This is a genomic window from Streptomyces hebeiensis, from assembly GCF_052983195.1.
On sequence record NZ_CM129812.1, the window covers coordinates 2,271,519 to 2,283,902 of the forward strand.

13 protein-coding genes are annotated in these 12,384 nt (G+C 73.0%); 8 read left to right on the top strand and 5 right to left on the bottom strand.

Annotation, left to right across the window (positions count from 1 at the left end; all coding sequences use genetic code 11):
• Positions 1-93: 93 nt before the first annotated feature.
• Both ACU6P3_RS09675 and ACU6P3_RS09680 read right to left on the bottom strand, forming a co-directional pair.
• Positions 94-1,131, bottom strand: coding sequence for an aldo/keto reductase (locus tag ACU6P3_RS09675; protein WP_447196767.1), 1,038 nt, complete (start codon positions 1,129-1,131; stop codon positions 94-96).
• Between the two features lie 6 nt (positions 1,132-1,137).
• Complete coding sequence (locus ACU6P3_RS09680) at positions 1,138-1,602, bottom strand: MerR family transcriptional regulator (RefSeq protein ID WP_447197826.1); 465 nt, start codon at positions 1,600-1,602, stop codon at positions 1,138-1,140.
• Between the two features lie 183 nt (positions 1,603-1,785).
• Here ACU6P3_RS09680 and ACU6P3_RS09685 point away from each other — a divergent pair, with 183 nt between their 5' ends.
• Positions 1,786-2,604 carry a serine hydrolase domain-containing protein gene (locus ACU6P3_RS09685; protein WP_447196768.1) on the top strand — a complete coding sequence of 273 codons (819 nt, stop codon included), beginning with the start codon at positions 1,786-1,788 and terminating at the stop codon, positions 2,602-2,604.
• A gap of 21 nt (positions 2,605-2,625) precedes the next feature.
• Here the strand turns inward: ACU6P3_RS09685 and ACU6P3_RS09690 are convergent, their stop codons facing one another.
• Positions 2,626-3,291 carry a pirin family protein gene (locus tag ACU6P3_RS09690; RefSeq protein ID WP_447196769.1) on the bottom strand — a complete coding sequence of 222 codons (666 nt, stop codon included), beginning with the start codon at positions 3,289-3,291 and terminating at the stop codon, positions 2,626-2,628.
• 134 nt (positions 3,292-3,425) lie between these two features.
• On the opposite strand from ACU6P3_RS09690, the gene ACU6P3_RS09695 reads away from it, so the two are divergent.
• The 5 genes from ACU6P3_RS09695 to fabF all read left to right on the top strand — a co-directional run bounded on the left by ACU6P3_RS09695 (position 3,426) and on the right by fabF (position 8,329).
• Positions 3,426-4,607, top strand: coding sequence for a PucR family transcriptional regulator (locus tag ACU6P3_RS09695; protein ID WP_030746746.1), 1,182 nt, complete (start codon positions 3,426-3,428; stop codon positions 4,605-4,607).
• 89 nt (positions 4,608-4,696) lie between these two features.
• Positions 4,697-5,653, top strand: a complete 957-nt coding sequence (locus tag ACU6P3_RS09700; RefSeq protein ID WP_030746749.1) for an ACP S-malonyltransferase — start codon at positions 4,697-4,699, stop codon at positions 5,651-5,653.
• Positions 5,654-5,666: 13 nt separating this feature from the next.
• Positions 5,667-6,668, top strand: a complete 1,002-nt coding sequence (locus ACU6P3_RS09705) for a ketoacyl-ACP synthase III (RefSeq protein ID WP_344275724.1) — start codon at positions 5,667-5,669, stop codon at positions 6,666-6,668.
• A 72-nt stretch (positions 6,669-6,740) separates the two neighbouring features.
• Positions 6,741-6,989, top strand: coding sequence for an acyl carrier protein (locus tag ACU6P3_RS09710; protein WP_030746754.1), 249 nt, complete (start codon positions 6,741-6,743; stop codon positions 6,987-6,989).
• 77 nt (positions 6,990-7,066) lie between these two features.
• The gene (gene fabF, locus ACU6P3_RS09715; protein ID WP_352088743.1) at positions 7,067-8,329 is read left to right on the top strand and encodes a beta-ketoacyl-ACP synthase II; all 1,263 of its coding nucleotides are present in this window, start codon (positions 7,067-7,069) and stop codon (positions 8,327-8,329) included.
• Between the two features lie 120 nt (positions 8,330-8,449).
• On the opposite strand, the gene ACU6P3_RS09720 is transcribed toward fabF, so the two are convergent.
• Both ACU6P3_RS09720 and ACU6P3_RS09725 read right to left on the bottom strand, forming a co-directional pair.
• Positions 8,450-9,343 (bottom strand): NAD(P)-dependent oxidoreductase, encoded by an 894-nt coding sequence (locus tag ACU6P3_RS09720; RefSeq protein WP_447196770.1) that lies wholly within the window; start codon positions 9,341-9,343, stop codon positions 8,450-8,452.
• A 66-nt stretch (positions 9,344-9,409) separates the two neighbouring features.
• Positions 9,410-9,904, bottom strand: a complete 495-nt coding sequence (locus tag ACU6P3_RS09725) for a DUF3145 domain-containing protein (protein WP_447196771.1) — start codon at positions 9,902-9,904, stop codon at positions 9,410-9,412.
• Positions 9,905-10,231: 327 nt separating this feature from the next.
• Between ACU6P3_RS09725 and ACU6P3_RS09730 the strand changes: the two genes are divergently transcribed.
• Both ACU6P3_RS09730 and ACU6P3_RS09735 read left to right on the top strand, forming a co-directional pair.
• Positions 10,232-11,161: an SGNH/GDSL hydrolase family protein gene (locus ACU6P3_RS09730; RefSeq protein WP_051765049.1), complete on the top strand. Its 930-nt coding sequence runs from the start codon at positions 10,232-10,234 to the stop codon at positions 11,159-11,161.
• A 124-nt stretch (positions 11,162-11,285) separates the two neighbouring features.
• Positions 11,286-12,305 (top strand): aldose epimerase family protein, encoded by a 1,020-nt coding sequence (locus tag ACU6P3_RS09735; RefSeq protein ID WP_447196772.1) that lies wholly within the window; start codon positions 11,286-11,288, stop codon positions 12,303-12,305.
• Positions 12,306-12,384: the final 79 nt, after the last annotated feature.

Sequence of the window (12,384 nt, forward strand, 5' to 3'; positions counted from 1 at the left end):
CCCTGGTCCCGGCACCCCCGGGTCCGGGACCCGCGGGAACTCCGGGGTCCCGGACCCGGTGAATCCGGGGCCGCAGGCCCCAGAGGCGGAGGTCTACTCCCGGCTCTCCGGGGTGACGCTCATGTCGGCGTACCGGCCACCGGCCACCTGCCCCGCGATCGGCTCCAGCAGTTCCAGCTCGCTCGCGGTGAGGATCAGATGCGTCGCCCCCGTGTTCTCCTCGACCCTGCTCCGCCTGCGGGTGCCCGGGATGGGCACGACGGCCACCCCGTGCACCGCCGCCCGCTGCTGCACCCAGGCCAGCGCGACCTGGCCGAGCGTGGCGCCGCGCCCCTCGGCGATCTTGCGCACCGGCTCCAGCAGGGCGGCGTTCGCGCTCGCGTTGCTCCCGGTGAAGCGCGGCTGCGCGCGGCGGAAGTCGTCGGCGCTCAGCTCCCGGTCGGCGTGCACGAACGAACCGGTCAGGAAGCCCCGGCCGAGGGGGGAGTACGGCACGAGCCCGACCCCCAGCTCCACGGCGGCCGGCACGACGTGCCGCTCGATGTCCCGGCTGAACAGCGACCACTCCGACTGCACCGCCGTGATCGGGTGCACGCCCTGCGCGGCCCGCAGTTCGCCCGCGGTGACCTCGCTCAGCCCCAGGTACTTGACCTTGCCCTCGGTCACCAGCTCGGCCATCGCCCCGACCGTCTCCTCGATGGGGACGCCCACGTCGCGCCGGTGCATGTAGTAGAGGTCGATCTCGTCCACGCCGAGCCGCCGGAGGCTGGCCTCCACGCACTGGCGCAGGTACGGCCGGTCGTTGCGGATGATCCGCCGGGCCGGGTCGGCGGGGTCGAGGCCCAGCGAGAACTTCGTCGCCAGCACGATCTCGTCGCGGTGGGCCCGGACGAACGGCGAGATGAACTCCTCGTTGGCCCCGGACCCGTAGACGTCCGCCGTGTCGTACAGCGTGACGCCGAGTTCGAGGGCGCGCTCCAGAGTGGCCCGCGCCTCGTCGACGTCGTCCGTCGGACCGTACGCGAAGCTCATGCCCATGCAGCCGAGGCCCTGGATGCCCACCTCCGGGCCACCTGCCCCCAGGGCCACCTTCTGGATCTTTTCCGTCCTGTCGGACTTGCTGTCGCTCATGAGGTGTCAGACCCTCTCCGACGCCGTGCGGGCGTCCGCGTAAAAGCTGATCTTGTGGTCGAGTACGGCGACCGTGTCCTGGAGCTCCGCGATCCTGTTCAGCACATCACGCCTGGTCCGCTCCAGCAGCTCCTGCCGTTCCTCGAACGTCTCCTGGCCCACCCGGATCAGTTCGGCGTAGCGGACCATGTCGGCGACGGACATCCCGGTCAGCCGCAGCTTCCCGACGAAGCCGAGCCAGTCGAGGTCCCGGTTGGAGAAGCGGCGCTGGCCGGTGTGCGACCGGTCGACGTGCGGCATCAGGCCGATGCGCTCGTACCAGCGCAGGGTGTGCGCGGTGAGCCCGGTGAAGGCGGAGACCTCGCTGATCGTGTAGCGGTCCGCGCCGTCGGGGCGGGGATGGGAGCGGGGCGCCTCGGCGCAGCTGGTCACGCGATCCGTCCGTACGGGGCTGCTCTCGATCAGCGTCATGGCTTCCACGCTAGATCCTTGGAGTGCGCTCGAAGCAAGGATCCGCCACCGGAAACCGCCGGAAGGGGCGAATGCGCGCCGACCCGAGCCGGAACGAGGCCGGTACGAGGCCCGTACGAGCACGCCACCGGGCCCGTCCGCTCCCGGTCCGTGCCCCGTGGGCGGCCCAGTAGGCTCTGACGCATGCAGAGCCTGGCCCTCATCGAGAACTGGCCCGTGCCCACCGCCGCGGCCGCCGTCGTACGCGCGGACGGCCGCGTCGCGGGCCGGCACGGTCCCACGTCGCACCGCTTCCCGCTCGCCTCCGTGACCAAGCCGCTCGCCGCCTACGCGGTGCTCGTGGCGTACGAGGAGGGGGCGGTCGAGCTGGACGAGCCGGCCGGGCCCGAGGGCGCCACCGTACGGCACCTGCTCGCGCACACCAGCGGCGTGGCCTTCGACGAGCCCCGTGCCTCGAGCGCGCCCGGCACGCGCCGGCTGTACTCCAACGCCGGATTCGAGCTGCTGGGCGACCACGTCGCCAAGGCCACCGACATCCCCTTCGCCGACTACCTGCGCGAGGCCGTCCTCGAACCGCTCGGGATGACCAGCACCTCCCTGGAGGGCTCGCCCGCCAAGGACGGCGTGTCGACCGTCGACGACCTGGTGCGGTTCGCCGCCGAACTCCAGGCGCCCCGGCTGCTCGACCCGCGGACGGTGCTGGAGGCGACGACGGTGGTGCACCCGGGGCTGGCCGGGGTGCTGCCCGGCTACGGCCACCAGAAGAACAACGACTGGGGCCTCGGTCTCGAGATCCGCGACGCCAAGTCCCCGCACTGGACGGGTGCCACGTCCTCGCCGCGTACGTTCGGGCACTTCGGCCAGTCCGGCACGTTCCTGTGGGTCGACCCGGACGCGGGCGCGGCCTGCGTGGCGCTCACCGACCGGGACTTCGGCTCGTGGGCGGTCGAGGCGTGGCCGCCCTTCACGGACGCGGTGCTCGCCGAATTGCGCGCCGGCTGAGGCCGGGCCCCTCAGGGGTCCTCAGCCCGTCATCTCCCACACCAGCACCTCCGCCGCCCCCTCCGCCGTCAGCTCCGGCCCCTCCGCGTCGGTGATCCGCGCCGCGTCGCCCGGCCCCAGCCGGCGGCCGGCCGGGCCGTCGAGCCGTACCGCGCCGCGTACGACGTGGACGTACAGGAAGGGCGCGGCCGGCAGGACCGAGCGCGCGCCGTCGGCCGGCCGGCGCACGTGCAGCACCGCCCCGGCGCCGGGCACCGCGTAGGGCGTGGTGTCGGCGATGCCCCGCACGATCTCGTACGCGGGCTCGCCGCCCGTCTCCAGGGGCGCGAGCCACGTCTGCACGAAGACCAGCGGCCGGTCCCCGTCGTTGCGCTCGACGTGGCGCACCCCGTCGGCCGCGCTGAGCCGCTGCACGTCCCCCGGCCGTACGACCGTGGCGTGCCCGGCGGAGTCACGGTGGGTCAGCTCGCCCTCGACGACCCAGGTGACGATCTCCGTATGGCTGTGGGGGTGCTCGTCGAAGCCCGCGCCCGGGGCGAGCCGCTCCTCGTTGCAGGCGATCATCGCGCCGAAGCGCACGTTGTCCGGGTCGTAGAAGCGGCCGAAGGAGAAGGCGTGCAGGGACTCGATGCCGGCGGCCCGGTCGCCCCCGGCGTAGCGCCGCGCCGCTTCCTGTACGTGTCTCACAGCCCCACGCTATCCCGCGCGGTGTGCCGGGCGTCCCCCGCGGCGGACCCGCCCGCCTGGAAGGCCGGGGCCCGCCGGCCTCCCACGTGCCCCGCGGCGTCGGGCACCCACCGCCATGAGGCACCCTTGGACCCGTGCCTGAACCCTCGAACGCATCCCATCCGCACCCCGCCACGCTTCGGCGGCTGGAGCGGTCCTCCGGGCGGCTCGCCGCGAACGCCATCGCCCGGATGGACGAGACGCTGCCGTGGTACCGCGCGATGCCACCGGAGAACCGTTCCTGGATCGGGCTGGTCGCGCAGGCCGGTATCGCGGCGTTCACCGAGTGGTTCCGCCACCCCGAGGCCCCGCAGGCCATCTCCACCGACGTCTTCGGCACGGCGCCGCGCGAGCTGACGCGGGCGATCACACTGCGGCAGACCGTCGAGATGGTCCGGACCACGATCGAGGTGATGGAGGCCGCGATCGAGGAGGTCGCGGCCCCCGGCGACGAGAACGCGCTGCGCGAGGCGCTGCTCGTCTACGCGCGGGAGATCGCCTTCGCGACGGCCCAGGTGTACGCGCAGGCCGCCGAGGCCCGGGGCGCCTGGGACGCGCGGCTGGAGTCGCTGGTCGTGAACGCGGTGCTCTCCGGGGAGGCCGACGAGGGCGCGATCTCCCGGGCCGCGGCGCTCGGCTGGAACTCGCCCGAGCACGTCTGCGTCGTGCTGGGCACCGCCCCGGAGGGGGACAGCGAGCTGACGGTGGAGGCGATCCGCCGGGCCGCCCGGCACGCCAAGCTCCAGGTCCTCACCGGCGTGCTCGGCGACCGGCTGGTGGTGATCGCGGGCGGCAGCGACGACCCGCTCCGGGTCGCGAAGACCCTGATCGGACCGTACGCGGCCGGTCCGGTGGTGGCGGGGCCCGTGGTGTCCGACCTGCCGGCCGCGACGAAGTCGGCGCAGGCCGCCGCCGCCGGGCTGAAGGCGTGTGCCGCCTGGCAGGACGCGCCGCGCCCGGTGCTCGCGGACGATCTGCTGCCCGAGCGCGCGATCGCCGCCGACCCCGCGGCGCGTGATCAGTTGGTGGAGGAGATCTACAGACCGCTGGAGGAGGCGGGGTCGGCTCTGCTGGAGACACTGAGCGTCTACCTGGAGCAGGCGAGCAGTCTGGAGGGCGCGGCCCGGATGCTGTTCGTCCACCCCAACACCGTGCGCTACCGGCTCCGACGTGTGACTGACGTCACCGGCTGGTCACCCTCCGACGTCCGCTCCGCCTTCACCCTGCGCATCGCGCTGATCCTGGGGCGTCTGGCCGACGGAGATCCCCAGACCTAAACTTTTGTCGTACTCCAACAATTACCCCAGCGGTTCTTCGTCCCTGTCCCCACGGGTGCCGATGGCCGTACACAAGAGAGAGTGTGAGAGTGCTCGTACTCGTCGCTCCCGGCCAAGGCGCTCAGACGCCCGGCTTCCTGACTCCCTGGCTCGACCTGCCCGGCGCCGAAGACCGGCTCCGGGACTGGTCGGCCGCCATCGGCCTGGACCTGGTCCACTACGGTACGCGGGCCGACGCGGACGAGATCCGCGACACCGCGGTCGCCCAGCCGCTGCTCGTGGCGGCGGCCCTGCTGTCGGCCCGTCAGCTCTTCCCGGACACCGCGGACGTGGTGCGCCGGGTCGGCGTCACCGCCGGGCACAGCGTCGGCGAACTGGCCGCCACGGCGCTGGCCGGTGTGCTGACCGACGAGGCCGCCCTGGAACTCGTCCGGGCCCGTGGGCAGGCGATGGCCGAGGCCGCCGCCGTCACGGAGACCGGGATGTCGGCCCTGCTCGGCGGGGACCCGGAGGTCACGCTCCCGCACCTGGAGAGGCTCGGGCTGACGCCGGCGAATGTGAACGGCGCGGGCCAGGTCGTGGCCGCCGGCACCTTGGAGCAGCTGGCCGCGCTGGCGGACGACAAGCCCGAGGGCGTGCGCCGGGTGGTGCCGCTCAAGGTCGCCGGCGCGTTCCACACCCACCACATGAGCCCCGCCGTGGCCAAGCTGGAGGCCGCCGCCGCGCCGCTCGCCCCGGCCGACCCGGTCGTCCCGTACGTCTCGAACCGGGACGGCGAAGCCGTCCGTACGGGCGCCGATGTGGTGACACGTCTGGTCGGTCAGGTCGCCAACCCGGTGCGTTGGGACCTGTGCATGGAAACCTTCCAGAGCCGGGGCGCGACCGCGCTGCTCGAACTGTGCCCCGGCGGCACCCTGACGGGCCTCGCCAAGCGCGCCCTGCCGGGGGTGCGGACCGTGGCCCTGAAGACACCCGACGACCTCGACGCGGCCCGTGCGCTGATCGCCGAGCACTCCGCCACGGCCGAATCCGCCGCGGCTGAATAGGAGACCGGAGAGCATGTCGAAGATCAAGCCCAGCAAGGGCGCCCCGTACGCGCGCATCATGGGTGTGGGCGGCTACCGCCCGACCCGGGTCGTGCCGAACGAGGTGATCCTCGAGACGATCGACTCCTCCGACGAGTGGATCCGCTCCCGCTCCGGCATCGCGACCCGGCACTGGGCCTCCCCGGAGGAGACCGTCGCCGCGATGTCCGCCGAGGCAGCCGGCAAGGCCCTCGCCGACGCCGGGATCGCTCCCGAACAGATCGACGCGGTCGTCGTCGCCACCGTCTCGCACTTCAAGCAGACCCCGGCGGTCGCCACCGAGATCGCGGACCGGATCGGCGCGGGCAAGCCCGCCGCGTTCGACGTCTCCGCGGGCTGCGCCGGGTTCGGCTACGGACTGACGCTGGCCAAGGGCATGGTGGTCGAGGGTTCGGCCGAGCACGTCCTGGTGATCGGCGTCGAGCGGCTCTCGGACCTGACCGACCTGGCGGACCGGGCGACGGCCTTCCTGTTCGGCGACGGTGCGGGCGCGGTCGTGGTGGGCCCGGCCGAGGAGCCGATGATCGGCCCGACCGTGTGGGGCTCCGAGGGCGACAAGTCCGACACCATCACCCAGACCGTGCCGTGGGACGCGTACCGCGACGGCACGGTGGAGCGGTTCCCGGCCATCACCCAGGAAGGCCAGGCGGTGTTCCGCTGGGCCGTCTTCGAGATGGCGAAGGTCGCCCAGCAGGCACTGGACGCGGCCGGGATCAGCCCGCAAGACCTGGACGTCTTCATCCCGCACCAGGCCAATATGCGGATCATCGACTCGATGGTGAAGACTCTGAAGCTGCCGGAGAGCGTCACGGTCGCCCGGGACGTGGAGACCACCGGCAACACCTCGGCCGCCTCGATCCCGCTCGCGATGGAGCGGCTCCTGGCGACCGGACAGGCGAAGAGCGGTGACACCGCCCTCGTCATCGGCTTCGGGGCGGGTCTCGTCTACGCCGCGACGGTCGTTACCCTCCCCTAGGCACACCGCGCCGGATCTCTCCGGGAACGTGTTCCGATTCATCCCTCAGCTCAACATCGAAGGAGCGCCCCAATGGCCGCCACCCAGGAAGAGATCGTCAAGGGTCTCGCCGAGATCGTGAACGAGATCGCCGGTATCCCCGAGGAGGACGTCCAGCTGGACAAGTCCTTCACCGACGACCTGGATGTCGACTCGCTGTCCATGGTCGAGGTCGTCGTCGCCGCCGAAGAGCGCTTCGACGTCAAGATCCCCGACGACGACGTCAAGAACCTGAAGACGGTCGGCGACGCCGCCGACTACATCCTGAAGCACCAGGACTGACCGGATCGAGCGGCTGACGCCACTCGGTGGTGGCACCGTACACATTCAGCACCCCTAGACGTGGAGAAAGAATTCCAGTGAGCTCGACCAATCGCACCGTGGTCGTCACCGGTATCGGCGCAACCACACCACTGGGTGGCGACAGCGCATCGACCTGGGAAGGCCTCCTCGCGGGACGCTCCGGGGCGCGCGCCCTCGAGGGCGAACGCTTCGCCGGTCTGCCGGTCCGTATCGCCGCCACGGCGGCGGTCGACCCGGGCGATGTCCTGCCCCGACCGCTCGCCCGCAGGCTGGACCGCTCGGCGCAGTTCGCGCTGATCGCGGCCCGGGAGGCCTGGGCGGACGCCGGGTTCACCGGCAAGGCGGACGAGGACGCCTCCGTGGACGCCGACCGGGTGGGGGCCGTGATCGCCTCCGGCATCGGCGGCGTGACCACCCTGCTCGACCAGTACGACGTGCTCAAGGAGCGCGGCGAGCGCCGTGTCTCCCCGCACACCGTGCCGATGCTGATGCCCAACAGCCCCTCCGCCAACGTGAGCCTGGAGGTGGGCGCCCGCGCGGGCGCGCACACCCCGGTCTCCGCCTGCGCCTCCGGCGCCGAGGCCGTCGGCTACGCGGCGGAGATGATCCGCACCGGGCGCGCCGACGTCGTCATCACCGGCGGTACGGAAGCGGCCATCCACCCGCTGCCCATCGCCGCGTTCGCCAACATGATGGCGATGTCGAAGAACAACGACGAGCCCACGCGGGCCTCGCGCCCCTACGACAAGGCCCGGGACGGTTTCGTCCTCGGCGAGGGCGCCGGCGTCCTCGTCCTGGAGTCGGCCGAGCACGCGGCGGCGCGCGGCGCGCGCGTCTACTGCGAGATGCTGGGGCAGGGCCTGTCCTCGGACGCCCACCACATCGCGCAGCCGGAGCCGTCGGGCCGGGGCATCGCCAGGGCCCTGCAGCACCTGCTGGACGCCTCGGACCTCAAGCCCGCCGAGGTCGCGCACCTGAACGCGCACGCCACGTCGACCCCGCAGGGCGACATCGCCGAGATCAAGGCGCTGCGCCAGGTGCTGGGCGACGACCTGGACCATGTCGCGATCTCCGCCACGAAGTCGATGACGGGTCATCTGCTGGGTGGCGCGGGCGGCATCGAGACGGTGGCGACCGTGCTCGCGCTGTACCACCGCACGGCTCCGCCGACCATCAACGTGGACGACCTGGACGACGAGGTCGACGCGGACGTGGTGCGGGGAGAGGCGCGGGCGCTGCCGAGCGGCACGATCGCGGCGATCAACAACTCGTTCGGCTTCGGTGGCCACAACGTGGTGCTGGCGCTGCGGACGGTCTGACCCTCCGCACGGACGCGGGACCGCTGTCCGCCGGCCCTCTGACCGCTGGACTGAACGTAACGCCCGGCCGGGTGCTCCCCGGCCGGGCGTTACGTTTCTCCGCCGCGCGGCGCGTACCGGTCAGTGGGAATCCGGCCGGCCGTCGGTGAAGCTGGCGAAGTACGTCGCGGCCATGTCCGCGTCCCCGTGCCCCTGTTCCTCCGCTCGGCGGAACCGTTCCGCGCCCGCCGCCGCCAGATCCAGCCGTACGCCCTCGGCTTCCCCGGCCGCCACGATCAGCCGGGCGTCCTTGCCCGCCGTCGTGACCGAGAAGCTGGGCGTGTAGTCGTCCTCGAGGATCGCGTTCGCCTTGGCCCGCAGATAGCCGCAGTCCAGCCCGCCGCCCGCGACCGCCTCCAGGAAGTGGCGGGGGTCCACGCCCAGTCCCCTGGCGAGGGCCAGCGCCTCGGCGGTGCCGCCGGTGAGGGCGAGCACCCAGCTGTTGCAGACGAGCTTGAGGCGGCTGGCGGCGCCGGTGGAGCCGTCGTCGGACAACCAGACCGTGCGCTCCGCCACGGCGTCCAGGACGGAGGCCAGCGGTGCGCGCGCCGCTTCCGGGCCCGCGGCGAGGACGAGCAGCTGCCCGTTCTCGGCGGGTGCCCTGGTGCCGAGGACGGGGGCGTCCACGAACAGCAGGCCGTGCTCCCGGGCCAGGGCGGCCAGCGGCGCCACGGCCTCGATGCCGGCGGTCGTCGACTGGAGCCAGACGGTGCCGGGGCGCAGCCCGGGCCCGGCCGCCTCGATCGCGTCCAGCGCGGCGGGCCCGTCGTACAGCATGGTCAGGACGGTATCGGCGCCGGCGACGGCCTCCGCGGGCGTGTCGGCGACCGTGGCGCCGTCGGCGGCGAGCGCCTCCGCCTTGGCGCGGGTGCGGTTCCACACGCGTACGTCGTGTCCGGTGCGGCAGAGGTTGCGGGCCATCGCGGCACCCATGATGCCGGTGCCCAGGACGGCTACTGCGGGTAGGTCGGCCATGGCACCACCGTAGACGCCCCGGCCCCGCCCGCCCAGGCGGGAGCGGCCTTCTCGGTGCCCGGACCGTCAGACCACCTGGTGCAGCCAGCGGACGGGTGCGCCCTCGCCCGCGTACCGGAACGGCTCCAGCTCGTCGTCCCACGGCTTGCCCAGCAGCTTGGCGATCTCCGCCGCCAGTTCGGTCTCCCCCTGCTGGGAGCGCGCCAGCGCGGCGCGCAGCCGGTCCTCCGGTACCAGGATGTCGCCGTGCATACCGGTCACGGCGTGGAAGATGCCGAGGGCGGGGGTGGCGCTGTAGCGCTCGCCCTCGGCGGTGGCGCAGGGCTCGGCGGTCACCTCGAAGCGGAGCATCTGCCAGCCGCGCAGCGCGGAGGCGAGCTTGGCGGCGATGCCCGCCCGGCCCTGCCAGGAGACCTCGGCTCTCCAGGTGCCGGGTGCCGCCGGCTGCCGGATCCAGTCGAGCTGCACCCGCTGGCCGAGCACGCCCGCGACCGCCCACTCGATGTGCGGGCACATCGCGCGCGGTGCGGAGTGCACGTACAGAACTCCACGTGTCGTCACCGGGACCTCCAGTGTGGGACGAGGTTCGCCTTTTCCCAGCGGCCTCAGTAAACAGCATCGGGAGTAAAACTCCGCAAAAGGGACAGCATGTGACGTGATGTAATTTACCGGAGTCAAAGGAGAAGGGCGCCTCTGATTCGACGTGGAAAAGCTATCGTGCGGCAGCGACAACGGGGTGACGTACCGTCGGTCCCGAGGCCGATATGCGCGAAGCTTTCACTCGCCGGAGCGCCGCCGGACGTCCTTGCGCACTTCCGTCCGCCTCGGAGGCCGGACGACGCCCATGGGGAGGCCGTGATGCGGGAGACCCTGACGCGGGGGACCGTGATGCGGGAGACCGTGCCGGTGGAAACCGTGCGGGGCCGGAACCGCGGACGCCGGTCGCGGGCCGGCGCCGCCGCCCTGACGGCGGTGGTCCTCGCGGTGACCGGGGTGCTCGCCGGATGTGACGACGGGACGGGCACCGCCGGGAGACGTGCCACCCCCTCCCCCAGCCCCACGCCCGTGTGGGACCCCAGCCCGTCCTCGGTGGCCGCCGTCGGCGACTCGATCACCCGTGGCTTCGACGCGTGCGTGGTGCTGGCGGACTGCCCGCAGGTGTCCTGGGCGACGGGGACGGACAGCGAGGTGCGCAGCCTCGCCTACCGGCTGCTCGGCGCGCCCGCCACGAAGACGCGCACCTGGAACCACGCCGCGACCGGCGCGAAGATGGCGGACCTGCCCGCCCAGATGGCACGGGCGGCACGGAACCGGCCGGAGCTGGTGACGGTCATGGTCGGCGCGAACGACGCCTGCCAGGACACGGCACGCCGGATGACACCGGTCGAGGACTTCCGGGCGTCCTTCGAGACGGCCATGCGCACGCTGCGCGCGGGGGCGCCCAAGGCGCAGGTGTACGTGTCGAGCGTGCCGGATCTCAAGCGGCTCTGGTCGACCGGGCGCGGCAATCCGCTGGGCCGGCAGATCTGGAAGCTGGGGATCTGCGCCACGATGCTGGGCGACGCGCAGGACATGAGCGAGCGGGCGCGGAAGCGGCGCGACATGGTCTACGACCGGGTCGTGGCGTACAACGGCGTGCTGCGGGAGGTGTGCGCGAAGGACAGGCGCTGCCGGTACGACGGCGACGCGGTCTTCGACTACCGCTTCACCGGCGAGCAGCTGAGCCACTGGGACTGGTTCCATCCCAGCAAGAACGGGCAGAGCCGGCTGGCGGAGATCGCCTACCGCAATGTGACGGCGGACCGGCCACCCGGCTGACCGGACGGCCGGCGAACGGCCGGGCGGGCCTTGCGGAGAGGGTGTCGAGGGCGTGGGGCCGGCGTCCCGGGTCGCCGGCCGGGGCCCGTACCCAGGTCGGCGCGGTGCGCGTATCGTCGTGATCATGACTGTCATCAGCACCGAATCCGCCGGAACGGACCCCGAGGGCACCCCGGTCGACCGCTGGACCCTCGAACGGGCCGGGACCCGGGTGCGGTTGCTGACGTACGGCGGCATCGTGCAGTCCGTCGAGGTCCCGGACCGGACCGGGGCCGTCGCCGACGTGGTGCTCGGCTTCCCCGACCTCGCGGGCTATCTGGCGGCCCGCGGGCCGTACTTCGGGGCCTTGGTGGGCCGGTACGCGAACCGCCTCTCGGGTGCCGCCTTCGCGCTGGACGGCCGGACCCACCGGGTCTCGGCGAACGAGGGGCCGAACTGTCTGCACGGCGGGGAGCGCGGCTTCGACCAGCGGGTGTGGCACGCGGTGCGGGACGGCGACCACGGCGTCCGGCTGTCGCGGATCAGCCCGGACGGCGAGGAGGGCTTCCCCGGCCGGCTGGCGGTCTCCGTGACGTACGCGCTTGACGCGGCGGGCGGGCTGCGGATCGACTACCGGGCGGAGACGGACGCGGCGACTCCGGTCAGCCTCACCAACCACACGTACTGGAACCTCGGCGGCGCCCGCGGCGGCCGTCCGGCCACCGGGCACGAACTGCGCGTGGCGGCCGAGCGGTTCACCGAGGTGGACGACGCCCTCCTGCCCACCGGGGAGTTGCCGCCGGTCGCCGGCACGCGCTTCGACTTCCGTACGCCACGGGTCGTCGGCCCCGGCTACGACCACAACTTCGTCCTGGACGGCCGCGGGCCGGCCGCGGGAGAGGGCGGCGGACCGGCGGCGCGGCAGGTGGCGGAGGTGTACGACCCGGTGTCGGGCCGGTTCATGACCCTCACCACGACCGAGCCCGGCCTCCAGCTCTACACCGGCGACTACCTCGACGGGCAGCCGTACGGGCCGGGCGCCGGCATGGCGCTGGAGACGCAGGCGTTCCCGGACTCGCCGAACCGGCCCGGGTTCCCGGACACGGTGCTGCGACCGGGCGAGGTGTACACGTCGAGCACGACGTACGGCTTCGGCGTCCGGTAGCCGCGCCCGGCCGGTGCCCCTGGGCCGGGGCGTGGCCGTGGCAGGGCGGTGGCCGGCCCGGGCCCGCCCGCGGCTCCGG

Excerpts from the sequence above, each read along its gene's own strand:
- ACU6P3_RS09685 (WP_447196768.1), top strand. The coding sequence starts at position 1,786 with ATGCAGAGCCTGGCCCTCATCGAGAACTGGCCCGTGCCCACCGCCGCG.
- ACU6P3_RS09710 (WP_030746754.1), top strand. The coding sequence starts at position 6,741 with ATGGCCGCCACCCAGGAAGAGATCGTCAAGGGTCTCGCCGAGATCGTG.
- ACU6P3_RS09680 (WP_447197826.1), bottom strand. The coding sequence starts at position 1,602 with ATGACGCTGATCGAGAGCAGCCCCGTACGGACGGATCGCGTGACCAGC.
- ACU6P3_RS09675 (WP_447196767.1), bottom strand. The coding sequence starts at position 1,131 with ATGAGCGACAGCAAGTCCGACAGGACGGAAAAGATCCAGAAGGTGGCC.
- ACU6P3_RS09705 (WP_344275724.1), top strand. The coding sequence starts at position 5,667 with ATGTCGAAGATCAAGCCCAGCAAGGGCGCCCCGTACGCGCGCATCATG.
- ACU6P3_RS09735 (WP_447196772.1), top strand. The coding sequence starts at position 11,286 with ATGACTGTCATCAGCACCGAATCCGCCGGAACGGACCCCGAGGGCACC.
- ACU6P3_RS09720 (WP_447196770.1), bottom strand. The coding sequence starts at position 9,343 with ATGGCCGACCTACCCGCAGTAGCCGTCCTGGGCACCGGCATCATGGGT.
- ACU6P3_RS09730 (WP_051765049.1), top strand. The coding sequence starts at position 10,232 with ATGCGGGAGACCGTGCCGGTGGAAACCGTGCGGGGCCGGAACCGCGGA.